Genomic DNA, 15,967 nt, shown 5'->3' with positions numbered 1-15,967 from the left:
ATCGCACCATGATCTACTCCGCCGCGGCTGCCGGCACCGCCGCCGCGGCGACAGTATGTGTGGAACATCTCGACGGCTCTCCGCTGTCGTATATGACCGCGGCCGCCGCGGACCGGCTGCGGGAACTGGCCGTCGCCGCGATGGTCCTACCCACCACCACCCGGACCATCGAGCAGTTCGGCCGGATCCGGCTGCCCGGGGCGCCGTGGCCGTACGCCGTCACCAGCAACGGCGGGAACATCCTGGTCGACGGGGTACCGGATACGCGGTGGCGCCGGGGGATCGAGGCGGCGGTCCGGGCCGGCGGGGCCGGTCTCGCCGAGGTCGAGACCGCGCTGCGGGCACGGATCGACGATTCGTGGGTGCTCAAGTTCCGCGAGGCCGACGGCCTGTTCTGCTATCTGGTGGTGGACCTGGCCGCGACTCCTCCGGATTTCCTCACCGGCTGGGACGCCTGGTGCCGGGAGCGCGGCTGGACGGCGTCGCGGCAGGGCCGGAAGATCTACACGATGCCGACGGCGGTGTGCAAGAGCAGCGCGGTGGCCGAGGTCCGGGCCCGGCTCGTGGAGTCCGGTGCGTTGGACGCGGCGGCGCCGACGCTCGCCGCCGGCGACGGCGCTCTGGACGCCGAAATGCTCGCCGCGGCCGAGCACGCCATCCGGCCCCGGCACGGTGAACTCGAGGAACTCGGCTGGACCCGGCCGGGCCTCACCGTCACCACCGCCACCGGAATCGAGGCAGGGGAGGAAATACTCGGCTGGTTCGCCGCCGCGCTCACCGGGCCGGTGGCCGCCGGGGCGGCGGGTTAGAGCATGCGCCGCCGCGCCCGCGCCTCGGCGCGCGAGCGCCGCAACGAGACCCGCGACCACACGGCGTCCTGCAACGCCAGCGTCGCCCAGCCCGCGATCGCCATCCCGGCCAGGTTCACCACCAGCTGCAACGTGCTACCCCAGATGGCCGAACCGGCGCCGAAGGCCAGACCGAGCGCGATATTGCCCGCGGCCGGAACGGTGGTCACCGAGATGAACACACCCACCAGCGCACCCGATTTGGACGAGGTCAGCGACAGCACCCCGGCGGCCGCCGCGATCAACGCGACGATGAACGACCACTTGTCCGGTGTGTAGATGAACGAGGTCTGCGGACGGTCCCCGGTGACGACATCGACGGTTATCCAGCCGAACAACCGGCCGAGCAGGACGAGCGCGAAAGTGACCGCGATGGCGGCGCCGAACCCCATCGCCAGCGTGGCGACGGCGCGACCGAACAGTGCGGCCCGGCGCCGGACCAGCGCCACACCCAGTGCGGCGATGGCACCGAACTCCGGACCGAGCACCATCGCGCCGATCACCAGGATCTGTGAATCGACCACGATGGCGATACTGGCCAGTGCCGTCGCCAGCGTCATGAAACTCACATAGGTCCAGTTGAGTTCGGTCTCCTCGTAGGAACGCTGGGTGACATCGGCCCAGACCACCGAATCGGCGCTGTATCCCGGAGTTCGCAGTTCGGCCAGATATCCGGACAGCGACATCCAGGTGGATATCTGCTCCACCTCGATACTGCCGCGATGATGCAGGCCGGTCGCGCGGAGACGTTCGAGCACATCGTTGGCGGCTTCGCGGGCCAGATCCGCGAACACCACATCACCCGCGGGGCGTAGCGAACTTCCGCGCAGAACCGCCAGCCCGCTCACTGCGTCGTCGGACTCCAGGATCGATACCACTTCGTCGGTCAATTCGGCCGGTGACAGTATCCGCACATGCAGCATGCGCCAAGTCTGCCCGGGCGGCGTGGCGCCGCGCAGCCGGACGGGCCGGTTGCGGCCGGCCGGTCAGTAACCCTGTTGGCCGGCGAGCTGCTGGGCGATGACCCCCTGCAGCCGCTGCAGTCCCGGCACGGTGATCCCGCTCTGCAACTGACCCTCGATGGTGCGGATGAGGGCGGCGTCGCTGAGCACCTTCTCGCTCGACTGGATGAGAACCGTGCCGGCACCGGTGAAATCGAACTGGCGCTCCTCGCCGGAGGTCACCCCGAAGGCGGCCGCCCCGGCGGCCAGGAACCCCGAGACCCACCGCTGGTCGTAGTGATGGCTGGGTGACGGGCAATCCGCCCAGCCCACCAGCGATTCCGGGTCCACCCGCAACGGCGGTTCGGCGAAGATCACCGGGCCGTTCGAGGACGCCAAGAACTTCCCGGTGCCGATCAGCGTCAGGAAGCCCGGGACGATCGACTGATTCAGCGACAGCCCCGGCTCGAAGGCCAGCAGGTTCGCCGCGCGGATGGTGAGGTTGCCGTCGTCGAGATCGTAGGAGTTGATGTCGTAGCCGCGGTCGCCGATCAGCAGTTTGCCCTGTCCCTCGGCGACCACGTAGTCGCCGGTGAACAGCGGCGCCGAGAACTGGTTCGCCACCATGTGCATGAGGTGACCCTGCAGGCCGTGGGTGAGCGCCTGGAATTGCATCTGCCCGTAGTAGGCGATCATCGCGCCCTTGCGCATGAACCACGGCTTGTTCAGATCGATGCAGTACGCGTAGCTGTTGCCGGGGACGTTGTCGCTTTCCCCGAGATTCATCGGGTTGAGGATCTCGCTCACAGTTTCTCCTCGGATGCCTGCACGTACACCAGTCCCTGGCCCGCGCACTGCAGTTGCATGGCCTCGCCGGATCCGCGGCCCACCGCGTCCCGCCAGCTCACCGCGGCCTTCAGCTCGGTGTGCACGTTCCCGTAGGAGGCGATGAACGCCTGTGGGTCGACCACCACCGGATTCGGCCCGCCCACCTGCAGTTCGAGGAAACCACCGTGGGCCAGCAGGACGGCGCTGCCCTGCCCGGACAGCTGGGTGGTGAACATGCCCTGCCCGGTGAGCGCGCCCGAGGCGGCGCCGCGCAGGGCGCCCATCAGTCCACCGCCCCCACCGCCGCCGGAGCTCGCGACCGACACCACCGAGGTCTGCAGACCGGCGGTGTAGGCGAGCAGCCGGGACGCCTCCACCTGTAGTACCGCCCCCGGCTGTACGTGGACCACCTGAACTTCCAGGCCGGCGAATCCGTAATGGACGCTGCCGCTGCCCTGCGCGAGCATGGTTCGCTGGTGTTCGCCCGCCATCATCTGCCCGGCCATCCGGAGCAGCCCGCCGCCACCCATCCCGGCGCCGCCCGGTATCTCGTGCGGCGCGAAGGAGACATCGCCGGTGTAGAAGAGCATGCCGCCGGCCCGGGCGACCACGCCGCCCGCCGTGGCGATATCGACCGCGACGACCTTGGAATTGATCTGCTCGAACATGACCTACCGTTCCGCCGGTTGGATCGAGACCACGCCCTGGCCGTCCCAGCGCAGCGAGAACGCCTCGCCGCCACCCTGTCCCATCGCCGCGCGCCAGGAGATATCGGTGACGAAGGACTGGTTGAGGTTGCCGTGCGCGGCGACGAACGCGTCCGGGTCCACCACCAGCGGGAACTGCGGTGAGACCTCCAGGTGGATGAGCGGCCCGCCCGCCGACAGCAGGGCGACCTGCCCCTGGCCGCTGACCGTGGTGGTGAACAACCCCTGGCCGCTGGACGCCCCGCGCACCCCGGCGAATCGCACATCGGTGCGCAGATTCCCGGCGAAGGCCAGCAACTGCTGCGATTCGACCTGCAGGGTCTCGTTGTTCAGGTTCACCACCGAGACGTACTGGCCGTTCACCGCCAGGAAGACCCGCCCCTGCCCGCCACATTCCATCAGCGACAGCTTCTCGCCGGTGGCGCGGCGTTTCATGCCCGCCAGAACCCCGTCCCCGCCGCCGAACCCGGCCGATTTGAACTGCACGGCGCCCTCGTAGGCGACCATCGAGCCGGAGATGGCGCGGATACTGGTGTTCGTCAGGTGTACCTCGATCACCTTCTTCGACTGTTCGAAGAGTTGTGCCATGGAGAGTCGCCTGTTCTCGCCGCCCCGGAGCCCGGCCCGCTGCCGGTGCTCATCCGTCGCCGTCACCCTAACCGCCGCGAGCAGACCCAGTCCATGCGCGGCCGCACACCATTGGCCTGCTCCGGATGGCCGGCCTCCGCGGGTCGGGGCCCGCCCCCGGTTCTGGAGCGGCAGAGCGAAGGAGCGCGGCGACCGAGCGTGTGCAGTCGACCGTCCAGAGAATGGCGACCATTGAGCGCTGACAGTGACGTAGTCTCCCCGGGCCGGTCGAGGTGCACGACAGCCTGCACCTTCTGTGTATTTCGGATGGTCTACCTCCGTGGTCGGGGCCCGCCCGCGATTCTGGACCGACAGAGCGAAGGAGCGCAGCGACTGAGCGGCGGAGGGAAGAATCGGGGTCACAGGGCCCCGGCCCGCCCCGCCGGAGGCGGGGCAGATGAACACAGCTCCGGGTGTCAACGGCGGTCGTGGTCGCCACCTATCTCGTACAGTGGCATCCATACGCACCGACAAGCGAAGGGTCTGACTTGTCCGCAACACTCGCCAAGGGCCAGAACGGTCCACTGGCCACGAACGACGTGGTGGTTTCCATCCAGTTGGCGGCTCCGGCCGATCTGTCCGCCTTATTGGTGACCGAGCAGGGCAAAGTCCGGTCCGACGCGGATTTCGTCTTCTACAACCAGCCCAGCGGCCCGGGTGTGAACCTGCGGCCGGGGCCGGCCGGGCAACCCGCCTCACTGGCGGTGGATCTCGGCGCGGTCCCCGCCGATATCGCACAGGTTCGCGCGGTCATCACCCTCGATGACCCGAACAGCAATTTCGGGCAGTTCGCGGCCCCGGTGGCCTACGTATCGGATCAGTCCGGCGCGCCCCTGTTCGAGTACCGGATCGACGGGCTGGCCACCGAATCCATCGTGATCGCGCTCGAGCTCTACCGGCGTCAGGGCGCGTGGAAGGTGCGCGCGGTCGGACAGGGCTACGCGGGCGGCTTCGCCGCGCTGGTCACCGATCACGGTGTCACGGTCGACGATTCCCCCGCCGAAACACAGACCGCGGCCCCGGCCGCCGCGCCGCCGCCTCCGCCGCCTGTGCAGCAGACCGCGCCGGTACCGCCGCCGCCCACCCAGCAGGCCGCCTATCCGACGCAGCAGCAACCGCCGGCTCCGCCCTATCCGCCACAGGGCGGCGGATATCCACCGCAGGGTGGCGGTTACCCGCCGCCGCCCGGTCCCGGTTACCCCCAGCAGCCCGCCCCGGCGGCGCCTACCCAGCAGCATCCCGGCGAGATCAGCCTGAGCAAGACCGGCCCGGTGAGCCTGCAGAAGGGGCAGCGGGTCAGCCTCCGGAAGGAAGACGGTGCCGCGCTCACCTTCGTCAAGATGGGGCTGGGCTGGGACCCGGTGCAGCAGCGTGGTCTCTTCGGCAGCCGGACGGTGGATATCGACCTCGACGCCTCGGTGGTGATGTTCGCGGATATGAACCCGGTGGATGTCGCCTACTACGGACAGCTGACGTCCAAGGACGGTTCGATCCGGCACCAGGGCGACAACCTCACCGGTGAGGGTGCGGGCGACGACGAGGTGATCCTGGTCGACCTGACCCGGCTTCCGGCCCACGTCAACAACCTGATCTTCGTCGTGACCTCGTACAAGGGCCACACCTTCGGCCAGGTGCAGAATGCCTTCTGCCGGCTGATCGACGGCGCCAACAACGCGGAGCTGGCACGCTACTCGCTCACCGGCGGCACGCCCACCACGGCAATGGCCATGGCGAAACTCTTCCGGGCCGGCAACGACTGGAAGATGCAGGCCATCGGTGAGGGCTTCAACGCCAAACACCCGGGTGAGGCGATTCCGCAGTTGGGCCGGTTCCTGGCGGTATGAACGGCGTCGGGGGACAGGCGATGAAGCAGTTGCAAGCGGGGCAGAACATCCCGCTGGGCGGCGGGGTGGCCCGCTTCCAGGTGAACGCGGCGGTGCCGCTGACGGTTTCGGCGCTGGTCGTGGCCGCGGATCTGCGGGTTGGTTCGGCGGCCGATGTGCTGGTGGCGGAGCGTCCGGCCGGCCCCGGAGTCCGGGTCGAGGAGGCGGCTGTCGTCGTCACGCCGGACGCGGTACGCGCCGATGCCCAGGCGGTGCTGCTGGTGGCCGCCGCGCAGAGCGGGCTCGGCGTGGTGACCGCGTCGCTGTCGGAGAACGATGCCGCGGTGGCCGAGTTCGTGATCGCCCCGCAGGCCGGCGAGACCGCACTGATCTGCTTCGAACTGTATCGGCGCGGTGCGGGCTGGAAGCTGCGCGCGGTGGGACAGGGGTACGCCGGCGGTCTCGGTGAACTGCTCCGCGCCCACGGCGCGGACGGTTTCGCCGCACCGGTAGCGGCGGCGGCCCCCACCGTGCTGGACGCGGCGCCGGGCGCCCCCACCGGAGCGGCCGCCGTACCGGGGCCGCAGGCCGAGGTCACGCCCCTGGAGGTCGGGCACGGGCTGGAACGCCTGTGGATGATCTTCGAGGACGCCGCGCGTTCGGCCGCTGCCCTGGAATCTGCGCGCGGTTACGCGACCGAACGGCTGGACCAGGAACTGTCGGCCGCGGTTTCCGATCCGGCCACCCGCAACACCCCCGCCGCCGACGCCGCGCGCGCGGCCGCCCAGCGGCGGCACGACGAACTCACGGCGACCGCCGAGCAGAATCACCGGCGCGACAGCGCCCAGTTGCAGCGTGAACTGCACGAGGCGGACGCGGTGCTGCCCGCGGCACTGGCCTCGTGGAAATCCCCCGCCTGGGATCGTCCGGCCGCTCCGGCGGACGGTATCCGGCTCGGTGAGCTCTACGCGCTCGACCGTGGCGCACTGCGGATTCCCTACTGTGTGCCGGTTCCGCTGAATCGCCCGCTGTGGGTGGACACCGAATCCTCGGCGGCCGTCGCACCGGTGATCGGTGCCCTGCTCGCCCGGCTGATGCGGGCCGCGCCGGGGCGCCGGACCCTGGTCGACATCATCGACCTCACCGGCGCGTTCACCGGTTTCACCGGGATGCTGGCACCGGTGCTGGTGGGTCCGCCGATCACCGACCACTCCGATATCTCGCCCCGGCTACAGCGACTCGTGGACGCCGCCGAACTGGCGGAGATGGCCTACAACTCCGGACAGGCGACCCCGCCGGCCGAGCACCGCATCCTGCTCGCGGCGGATTTCCCGCACGGATACCAGTCGGCGGACGCGCAGCGGCTGGTGGCGTTGCTGGCGCGTGGGGATCTCATCGGATTGTCGACCATCATCGTCGGCGCCGATGAGTCCGAGGCCGGGGACGGCACGGTGGCCACGCTGTCGCGTGCCTGCCGTCATCTGCCGACCGTCACCGGAACCCCGCTCTTCGATCCGTGGACCGGTAACGCCTGGCAGCTGGACCTGGATCTGCTACCGCACGAACCCGAGCAGCGGGCGCGGATCCTGCGGGCGGGCTGAGCCGGGCCGGTCGGGAGATCCGTGCGCCGGTCGCGTAGCCGCCCGCGGTGTCGCGGAAAAGCGCTGCCCCCCGCGGTGGTCGGCGACGAGCTCGCCGACCATCGCGGGTGATCAGCTGGTCAGGTCGATCACGCAGGCGTCCACGGCGAGAACGGTCGGATCGCCCGGTGAGATTCCGAGCTCGTCACTCGCGCGAGGGAAGCTCGTCTGGTTGCGGGCACCGCCCGTCGAGGAGTACACCGCGCCGTCACGTACGACCCACACGTCCGAACGGGCGTCCATGTCGCCCATGGCATCCAGGGTGGTCGCGCCGAAATAGGTCGTACCGTTCTCGTCGATCACCGTGCCGTTGGTGAGCTGGTGCCCGTCCGTGGTGAGGCCGCCGGCGACCAGGGCGACGAGTTCGGCGCTCGCCGGGGCGCACCGCGGGTCCGAGTAGGCGGGCACGACGGTGGGCGGTGGTGATGCGGTGATGGAGACCTCCGAAGGCGCCGCGGGACTGCTGTTCGTCTCGGTGAGCGTCGGCGCCGCCGCCGGCGGCGCCGACGGCGGCGCGACCGCGGCGGTGGTTCGAACGGGCGCAGTTTCGTCGGCTGCCGTGTCCTCGTCGCCGATCAGGTAGCCGATGATGCCGAGTAGCACGAACGCGACGAGGCCGAGCCCGGCCACGATCAGTATGTTCCGCGTCGTTCGTCTCCGCCGAGCGACATCATCGTGCTGCTGTTGGTCTTCCACCCATATCCCCTGACTGATTGCGGTGGCGCGAGAAGGCGCCTCCGGTGATCCTGCACAGGAATCGCCGGGTAGGCGTCGCGCGTTTCATGGAAGTGCGACGCCCGCCGGGATTCGACGTCCGCGACGATCGCCGGGCTTGCGGCGAGCCCGGCGAGTTGGCCCGGGTCAGCCCAGTCGCACGGGTGGACGGTTCTCCCGGGCCGCTCTCACCGGGGCCGCAGCGGTCGAGGAGTCCCGTTTACCCGTTCGGGTGGCGGCCTCCGCACCGATCCAGTGGGTGTCGAGGGATATCCGGGGACGCAACACCTCCGGCAGCCACGGCAGCAGCGGGTCGGGCGCGCGGTCGACCACCCCGCCCACCGGGTCGTCCAGATAGTCCCGGCGCACCAGATCCTGTTCGGGGCGGTAGATCTGCCGGACGATCAGCACACACAGTCCGATCACCGCGAGGTCGCGCAGCAGCACCGTGGCGGTGAACCACTGCTCCGGCAGGCCCTTGCGGTCCGCGCCGAGGTAGTAGAACATGCGCGGTACCCAGACCAGTGCGTCGATCGTCATCCACGCCAGCAGGAGCCGCCGATGCGGGAGGGCCAGTACCGCGATCGGCACCAGCCACAGTGAGTACTGCGGGCTCCACACCTTGTTGGTCAGCAGGAACGCGGCGATCACCAGGAAACACAGTTGGGCCAGCCGGGGCCGGCGCGGGGCGGTCAGACCGATATAGGCGATACCGAGACAGGCGGCCACGAACAGCAGTAGCGAGATCAGGTTGAGGGCGGTGGGTGGTTCCCCGTGCCGCAACACACCGTCGAAACCGGACCAGTCGGTGAACGACATCACCACGTTGTAGAGCGAATCGGGATCAGCGTGCCGGGTGGTGTTGAGCCGGAAGAATTCTCGCCAGCCGTCCGGGTAGAGCAGCGCGATCGGCAGATTGACCAGGACCCAGGTGGCCACCGCGCCGCCGCCGGTCAGCGCGGCCCCGCCGAGCGGACGGGTACCCAGCAGGTGGATACGCGCGGGGACCTCCGCGAGCCAGGTGCGCAGCGCCGCGGCGCCGTCGATATCGCGCAACCGGGTCGCCTGGTGCGCGCGGGGGGTGCGCTGCATCGGATCGGCGCGCAGGCACAGCACCACGATCGGGCCCAGCAGCAGCAGGGGGTACAGCTTCGCCGCGCCACCCAGCCCCAGCAGGATACCGGCCAGCAGTGGCCGCCGGCGGGCCCATGCCAGCAGGCCGAGTGCGGCGAACGCGGTCGCCAGGAAATCGAAATTGGTGAAGGCGTGCACGATGACCAACGGTGAACACGCCACCAGGGCCGCGTCCCAGACCCGGCGCCCGGACAGGAGCGCGGTCGCCCAGATGGTGACGAGCCAGGCCACCGAGAGGCCCAGGGCCACCACATTGAAGTACAGGACCACCTGCAGCGCCCCGGGTAGCGGACTGGCGTCCCAGCTCTTGGCCACGAGCATGGAGACGTACTGGTACATGCCCGACAGCACCGGATACTCCATATGCCGGACCTCGGTGCCGCCGCCGGGTGTCTCCTCCACCCAGGACTTCTTGTACGGGAACGCTCCCTCGTTGAGGCGTTCGGCGCCGTACAACGGCACCGTGTCCGAATAGCACATCGCCGTGTACTGGCGGCCGTTGTTCCAGTCGAGGGTGAGCAGTCCGCCGGTGGTGGTGGTCTGCTGGATGCAGCCGGCCTTGGCGAACCAGCCGAAGGCCAGGAAGATCACCGTGAACGCGAGCAGCACACGCATCGGGGTCCAGAACCGGGCCCGCCCGATCAGCGCGTGATCGCCGACCGGACCGCCCACGACCGTGCACAGCTGCGCGGTCATCGAATCGTTGCGACTCGGCTTGTCACGCGCGTCGGCAGAACGCAGATCTCGGGCCAGCGGGGCGGGTGAGTCGTAACCGGCTGCGGTGGTCCGACCGGTTCGCCCGTTTCCGGGATCCACACCGTCGTCCGGCCCACCCACCAGTCGCTGCTCGCTCACGGCACCCGAGGTTACCTGTTACCGGGGTCCCGGCCCGGACCGAGCCGGGACCTCCGGACAGTGTTGCGGGTTATCCGCCCGAGTCCGGGCGGCTGTCGCCACCGCTGTCACCGCTGTCACCGCTGTCGCCGCCGGTGTCGGTACCACCGCCGGCGCCCGGCGCCTGGGTGACCGTCGGGGCCGTACTGGTCTGCCCGGCAGTGGGCTGCCCGGGTAGCGGGCCTTCCCCGTTGTTGCCCTGCGGCTGGTTCCGCGGTTGCTGCTGGCTACGCGGGTTGGGCTGCACCCCGGGCACCGGGATGGTGATACCGGGCAGGATCTCGACCTGGCTCGGCTGGATCACCACCGGAGGCTCGAAGGTCGGCATCGTGGTGGAGGGCGCGGTGTACGGGGCCGTCCACTTCGGCACACCGGCCTGGCCCTTGATCGGCGCGGGTTTCGGGAACTTCTCGTTGGGTGTGCCCTCGAGGGCGCCGTCCATCGTGGCCTTCCAGATATCCGAGGGCAGGCTGGAACCGTAGATCATCGCGCCGCCGTAGTTGCGCAGCGGGGAGTTGTCGGTGGTACCGACCCAGACGGCGGTGGACAACGACGGGGTGTATCCCACCATCCACGCGTCCTTGTTCTCACCGGTGTCGCCCAGCTGCGCGGTACCGGTCTTGGCGGCCGAGGCGCGGCCGCCGGCGAGGCCGTGGTTACGGGAGTAGCCCGCGATCGGTTCCATGGCCGCGGTGACATTGTCGGCGACGGCCTCGGAGACGCGCCGCTCCCCGGCCACGTCACCGCGATCGAGCAGCACCGTGCCGTCCGCCGACACGACCTTGCTCACGAAATGCGGCTTGTGATACATGCCCGAGGCGGCCAGGGTCGCGTACGCGGAGGCCATGTCCAGCGGGCGCGCCTGGTACTGGCCGAGGACTATACCGTTGTTCGGCCCGGCGCCGTCCGGTTCGGTCAGCGTGGGGCCGAGACCCGGGAGTTCCTCCGGGATACCCAGTTTGTGCCCCATATCGGCGATCTTCTGCGGGCCGTTCTGCATTTCCAGCTGCATCCGGTAGAAGCTGGTGTTCAACGAACGCTTGAGCGCCTCGGCGATGGTGCAGACACCGCACTGCTCACCCTCGACGTTGGTGATCTCGATCCCGTTCACCGTGATCGGCGAGCTGTCGTACATCTGCGACAGCGGGACGCCGTTCTCCAGGTTCTGCGCCAGGCCGATCACCTTGAACGAGGAACCGGTCTGCAGTGCGGCATTGGCGAAGTCGTAGCCGTAGCCGTCCTCGCCGCCGTAGTAGGCGCGCACCGCACCGGTTTTCGGATCGATCGAGGCCACCGCGGTGCGCAACTTGTCGGGTTCCCCCTCGAGGTTCTTGCGTGCCGCGTCGACGGCGGCCTGCTGCGCTCTGGCATCGATGGTCGTGGTGATCTGCAGGCCGGAGGTGTTCAGCTGCTGTTCGCTGATACCCGCCTCGGAGAGCTCGCGCAGCACCTGCGCTTTGACATGGCCCTCCGGCCCGGCGGCCTCGGTCGTCTCCCCGGCCTTGGCCGACGACACCACCTGCGGATAGGTCAGGCCGGTACGTTCCCCGCGGTCGAGGTTGCCGCCGGCGACCATACCGTCGAGGACGTAGTTCCAGCGGGTCTTGGCACCCTCCGGGTTCGATTCGGGATCCAGCAGCGACGGCAGCTGAATGGTCGCGGCCAGTACCGCGCCCTCGGCCACACTCAGATCCTGCACCGGCTTGTCGAAATACGCCTTGGCCGCGGCATTGATGCCGTAGGCACCGCGCCCGAAGTAGATGGTGTTCAGGTAGGCGGTGAGGATTTCGTCCTTGCTCCACTGCCGGGCCATCTTCGCCGAGATCACCAGCTCGTGCAGCTTGCGGGTGAGGCTGTGTTCGTCACCGACCAGCGCGTTCTTCACGTACTGCTGGGTGATCGTCGAACCCCCACCGGCGCTTTCGCGTCCGAGGACGTTGTCGCGGGCGGCGCGGGCGAAACCGGAGATCGAGAAACCGGGGTTGCTGTAGAAATCCCGGTCCTCGGCGGCGATCACCGCGTTGCGCACATGCGGCGGAATCTGATCGATCGTCACATCGGTGCGGTTGCCCTCCGGCGGCACCACTCGGGTGATCTCGGTTTCGCCGTCGGCCGCGAGAATCGTTGCGACCTGGTTGGTCTTGAGATCACCGGGCTCGGGCACCGACACCGTGGAATAGGCGATCAGGAAGACCGTGCTCGGCACCACGATGGCCAGCGCGACCAGGACGTAGGCGATCCGCCGCGCGATCTTCCACCGGTTCTTGCGTTTCTGGGCCGGTCCGCGGCCGTCGGGGCCGCCGGGACCACCCGAACGGCCACCGGGCCGCCGCGGCGGCGGACCGCCCGCGGCTCCGGAACGGGCCGGCCGGCCCTCGGGCGCGTCCGCCCGGCGCTCACCGGTGTTCGGGCCGGGACGGCCCGTCACCGGGCGCGGGCCGGTCGTGGTGCGTTCCCGGCGGGTGGTTTCGGCGGGCGCGCCGGGTTGCGCCATCTTCGCGGTGCCCTGCTCACCGCGCGGCGCGCCCGGTTCTCCGGGGCGGCCCATGCGCTGGGTGGGCTGGTTCGGCGGCTGGCCCTGAGGCGGGCGGCCGGGCGGGGTCCCGGGGCGCTGCGGCGGCTGCGGGCCGCGCGCGGCCCCGGGCATGCCACCGGTGTTCGGTCCCGGCCGGCGGCCGTCGGGCCCGGGGCGGGGTCCGGGCGCCGGCGGCCGGCCCGTGCCGCCCGGCCCGGGCCGCGGCCCGTTCGGTGCCGGACGGGGTCCGCCGGCGGCGGGCCGGGGACCCGTCACCGGACCCGGTCGCGGTCCGCCGGGTCCGGGGCGCGGTCCACCCGGCGCGGGCGGTCGCCCGCCCGGTCCGGGGCGCGGCGCGTTCGCGTTCGGCGCGGGACCACGGTTGGGCGCACTCGGTCGCTGCTGCGGCTCCCGACCCGGAAGCGGTCCGCGCTGGGTGCGACCACCGCGCGGGTCATCGCCGGATGGGGGGTCGTAGGGCGAAGTCACTGACAAGGTCTCCAAAGCTCGTATCGGTCGGATGGGCTCGCTCCGCGGCGCCCCTGGGGGCTCGGCGCGGGCACCATCGTCGGGCCGGGCGGTCTCATTCCGCGGCGGTGCGCCGGTTCACCCGGGAACCGGAACGCCGGCCCTGCGGCGTCTTCCCGAGCACATAGGACTGCACCAGGTGATTCCAGCTGCATGTCCGGCACACCTCGACCACATGAACCGAGAATTCCTCTCGGGCCTCGGCCAGGCGTACCAGCTCTTCCGGGCTGCGCGCGGAACCCGCGACCGGCCCCAGGCCGTCGCCGTAGACCCAGGATACGAGGGTGAGTTGTTCCTTCCGGCAGATAGGGCATGTGACCTCGCTCCCCCGGCCGTGAAATTTGGCCGCACGCAGGAGGTAGGGATTGGCGTCACATACCTCGGCGACATCGACACGGCCCGCATAGACGTCAGCCAGCAGCGACTTGCGCCGGAGCGCATAGTCGACCACTTGCCGCTGTATTCGCACGCTCCCAGAGTAGCGGTGATGTATTGGCGCCGCCCACGGCCGCATTGGATTCGTACCTCCGCCGGACGGGCGCGGTTCGGATGTCCGCGAGCCGGCCCGGTGCTCCGCGGATTCCCGGAGTGCGCGTTCGTGGCGGGTCGACGGTGGCGGGTCGCGCGCCGGATGGGCGGGCGAGTTGGCGCATGTGTGCCATCTGTCCCGGCCGATGCCCTCCCGGTTACCGCCGTAGGAAGGGTGATCCGTGCGAACCCACGGGAAGCCGCTCTCACCGTACGATTCGGGGGTGTCCACGGTCATACCCGGTCGTCTGCGCGCGCGTGATATCGACCGCGCCGAAACCGCGACTGTGCTCGACGCCGCCTATGCCGAGGGGCAGCTCGGCGCCGGCGAGTACCACGACCGCCTCGCCGCGGCCCGGGCCGCGAAAACGCTGGGCGAACTGTCCGAGCTGGTCGCGGATCTGCAGACGCCGGCCGCCCGGCGCGTCCGCCGCGAGCGCGCCGCGGGTTCCGGGCCGGCCTCCGGGTACTCGCCCGGTACCCGCGCCCGCACCGCCGACCGCGATGCCGCCGGCGAGGTGCTGAGTCGGGCTTTCGGCGAGGGCCAGCTCGCGGAGGACGAGTACCGTGCCCGCGCCGAACTGCTCGCCGCCGCCGTCACTCTGGGGGATCTCGCCGAACTCACCGCCGATCTCCAAGGTGCGCGGCCCACCCCCGCCGCGCGCCCGCCGGCTCGCTCCGGTGGGCAGGGAAAGTACTTCGCGGTGCTGAGTGCGGCGGCGCTCGCGGTGGCGTTCGGCGCCTTTGCGCTCGTCCACCGCGAGGCCGAGCCGGCCCCCGCGCCACCTCCGGGGGCCGCCGCGCCCGCCGCGCCCGTGCCGTATGCCGCCCTGAACGATGTCGAACCGCTGGTCATCCCCACCCCGGACCTGGTGACCGGCGACGGCCTGGCGCATTTCATCGACCGCTACCGGACCGAATTCGGTGATACGGTCGCCGACGAGATCACGCTCTACCCGGCCCACGCCCGGGTGACCCGCGCGCTGCCGGGACAGCCGAACCGGAAGGTGACCTACACCTATCGCGGCGGTTTCCATCAGGACAGCGATCCGACCACCCGTCCGGCCGATACCCCCACCGTCGACCTGGCCGCGGTCGACACCGCCGCGATCGCCGCGGCCGCCGGTACCGCCGCGGTCACCACCCGGGTGCCCGACGGGGTCGTCTCGATGATCGAGTTGGAGGTCTTCTCCTTCGATCCGCTCGCGGGCCGCCCGGCGGTGAGCATCCATGTGAACAACACCTTCGACGAATCCGGGTGGTTCGTCCTCAGCCCCGCCGGTGAGGTGCTGAGGGTGTGGCCTTTCGATGGTTAGAGGAAGCGACCGTGGCGAGAAGAGAACAGGTCCGGGCACGTGACAGCGACCGGGTCGAGGTGTGCGCGCTGCTGGACGCGGCCGCGGCGGACGGGCAGCTCTCCTCCGGCGAGCACAGCGCGCGCACGCGGTCGGCGATGCGGGCGAAGTACACCGCCGAACTGGACGCCCTCATCGCGGACCTGCAGATCCCCGGTGAGCTGGCCGGTGCCGCGATCCTGAATCGGGACCGCCCGGCCCGCCCCTGGTGGTTGCCTGTCGCGCTGCTGACGGCGGCCGCGGCCCTCGGCGCGGTGGTGGGCCTGGCCCGGTCCGAGGATGCCGGGGGCGCGGAGGCCGCCGCCACCGAAGCGGCCGTGGAGGAGGCCGCCGCGGATCTGACCACCGGCAGCGGCCTGGCTCTTTTCGTCGACAGCTACCGGCGGGAGTTCGGTGACACGATCATCGACGCGGCGACGGTCTTCCCCGACCGGATCCTCTTCCAGCGCTTGGACCGGGGCGAGGAGAAGGCCTACGAGTTCGACGGCGCGGAGTTCACCCCCGAGACCTCGGGCCCGTCGAGCTATTCGGAGGGGCGCCCGATCGATCTCGCCGATATCGACCTGCCCGCCGTGGCCGCGGTCCTGGCCGGGGCGCCGGCGACGGTGAGGCTGCCCGACGGAAAGGTCGGCCATCTCGGTATCGGCTACGAGCTCATCGCACCCGAGGCGGCCGCGCCGGTGATCGATGTCTACGTCGGTGACGGGGGCGACCGCACCGGGACGGTGCAGCTCGCCCTGGACGGCACACCGCAGGAAGTCCACCCGGTCGACTGACCGCCCGCGCCGCGCCCCCGGCGAGCTCTGCTCTCACTCTGACCTGCGCTGATGCGTTCCTGCCCGCGCAGAACTATGCGTTGTTATATCGCTCCGATATAGTGGGTAA

13 protein-coding genes are annotated in these 15,967 nt (G+C 70.2%); 5 read left to right on the top strand and 8 right to left on the bottom strand.

The window, feature by feature from the left end:
* The first annotated feature begins 8 nt into the window (after positions 1–8).
* The gene (locus ABZV91_RS14325) at positions 9–809 is read left to right on the top strand and encodes an HAD family hydrolase (protein WP_355240615.1); all 801 of its coding nucleotides are present in this window, start codon (positions 9–11) and stop codon (positions 807–809) included.
* Here ABZV91_RS14325 and ABZV91_RS14320 read toward each other — a convergent pair.
* The 4 genes from ABZV91_RS14320 to ABZV91_RS14305 all read right to left on the bottom strand — a co-directional run bounded on the left by ABZV91_RS14320 (position 806) and on the right by ABZV91_RS14305 (position 3,912).
* The gene (locus tag ABZV91_RS14320; RefSeq protein ID WP_355240564.1) at positions 806–1,771 is read right to left on the bottom strand and encodes a DUF389 domain-containing protein; all 966 of its coding nucleotides are present in this window, start codon (positions 1,769–1,771) and stop codon (positions 806–808) included. The two genes, ABZV91_RS14325 and ABZV91_RS14320, sit on opposite strands and share 4 nt — an antisense overlap.
* Positions 1,772–1,834: 63 nt before the next feature.
* Positions 1,835–2,596 (bottom strand): AIM24 family protein, encoded by a 762-nt coding sequence (locus ABZV91_RS14315; RefSeq protein WP_355240561.1) that lies wholly within the window; start codon positions 2,594–2,596, stop codon positions 1,835–1,837.
* Positions 2,593–3,285 carry an AIM24 family protein gene (locus ABZV91_RS14310; RefSeq protein ID WP_355240558.1) on the bottom strand — a complete coding sequence of 231 codons (693 nt, stop codon included), beginning with the start codon at positions 3,283–3,285 and terminating at the stop codon, positions 2,593–2,595. The genes ABZV91_RS14315 and ABZV91_RS14310 overlap by 4 nt, the downstream gene beginning before the upstream one ends.
* 3 nt (positions 3,286–3,288) lie before the next feature.
* A complete protein-coding gene (locus tag ABZV91_RS14305) occupies positions 3,289–3,912 on the bottom strand; it encodes an AIM24 family protein (protein ID WP_355240555.1) in 624 nt (207 codons plus the stop codon).
* A gap of 527 nt (positions 3,913–4,439) precedes the next feature.
* On the opposite strand from ABZV91_RS14305, the gene ABZV91_RS14300 reads away from it, so the two are divergent.
* Both ABZV91_RS14300 and ABZV91_RS14295 read left to right on the top strand, forming a co-directional pair.
* Complete coding sequence (locus ABZV91_RS14300; RefSeq protein ID WP_355240552.1) at positions 4,440–5,795, top strand: TerD family protein; 1,356 nt, start codon at positions 4,440–4,442, stop codon at positions 5,793–5,795.
* Positions 5,796–5,815: 20 nt separating this feature from the next.
* Entirely contained in the window at positions 5,816–7,375 is a 1,560-nt protein-coding gene (locus ABZV91_RS14295) for a TerD family protein (protein WP_355240549.1), read from the top strand.
* 111 nt (positions 7,376–7,486) lie between these two features.
* Here the strand turns inward: ABZV91_RS14295 and ABZV91_RS14290 are convergent, their stop codons facing one another.
* From ABZV91_RS14290 to ABZV91_RS14275, 4 genes are all read right to left on the bottom strand, one after another.
* The gene (locus ABZV91_RS14290; RefSeq protein ID WP_355240546.1) at positions 7,487–8,044 is read right to left on the bottom strand and encodes a DUF2510 domain-containing protein; all 558 of its coding nucleotides are present in this window, start codon (positions 8,042–8,044) and stop codon (positions 7,487–7,489) included.
* A gap of 231 nt (positions 8,045–8,275) precedes the next feature.
* Positions 8,276–10,078: a glycosyltransferase 87 family protein gene (locus ABZV91_RS14285; RefSeq protein WP_355240612.1), complete on the bottom strand. Its 1,803-nt coding sequence runs from the start codon at positions 10,076–10,078 to the stop codon at positions 8,276–8,278.
* Positions 10,079–10,187: 109 nt separating this feature from the next.
* Positions 10,188–12,803: a transglycosylase domain-containing protein gene (locus ABZV91_RS14280; protein WP_355240543.1), complete on the bottom strand. Its 2,616-nt coding sequence runs from the start codon at positions 12,801–12,803 to the stop codon at positions 10,188–10,190.
* A 451-nt stretch (positions 12,804–13,254) separates the two neighbouring features.
* Positions 13,255–13,713, bottom strand: coding sequence for a DUF5318 family protein (locus ABZV91_RS14275; protein ID WP_355240540.1), 459 nt, complete (start codon positions 13,711–13,713; stop codon positions 13,255–13,257).
* A gap of 238 nt (positions 13,714–13,951) precedes the next feature.
* Between ABZV91_RS14275 and ABZV91_RS14270 the strand changes: the two genes are divergently transcribed.
* Both ABZV91_RS14270 and ABZV91_RS14265 read left to right on the top strand, forming a co-directional pair.
* Positions 13,952–15,043 (top strand): DUF1707 domain-containing protein, encoded by a 1,092-nt coding sequence (locus ABZV91_RS14270; protein WP_355240537.1) that lies wholly within the window; start codon positions 13,952–13,954, stop codon positions 15,041–15,043.
* A gap of 11 nt (positions 15,044–15,054) precedes the next feature.
* On the top strand, positions 15,055–15,858 hold the full coding sequence (locus ABZV91_RS14265; protein ID WP_355240534.1) for a DUF1707 domain-containing protein: 804 nt from the start codon (positions 15,055–15,057) through the stop codon (positions 15,856–15,858).
* Positions 15,859–15,967 lie beyond the last annotated feature (109 nt).

The organism is Nocardia sp. NPDC004568, assembly GCF_040609955.1.
Classification (GTDB): Bacteria; Actinomycetota; Actinomycetes; order Mycobacteriales; family Mycobacteriaceae; genus Nocardia.
The sequence above is the reverse complement of the archived record's forward strand: the minus strand, read 5'-3'. Positions and strand labels throughout refer to the sequence as shown.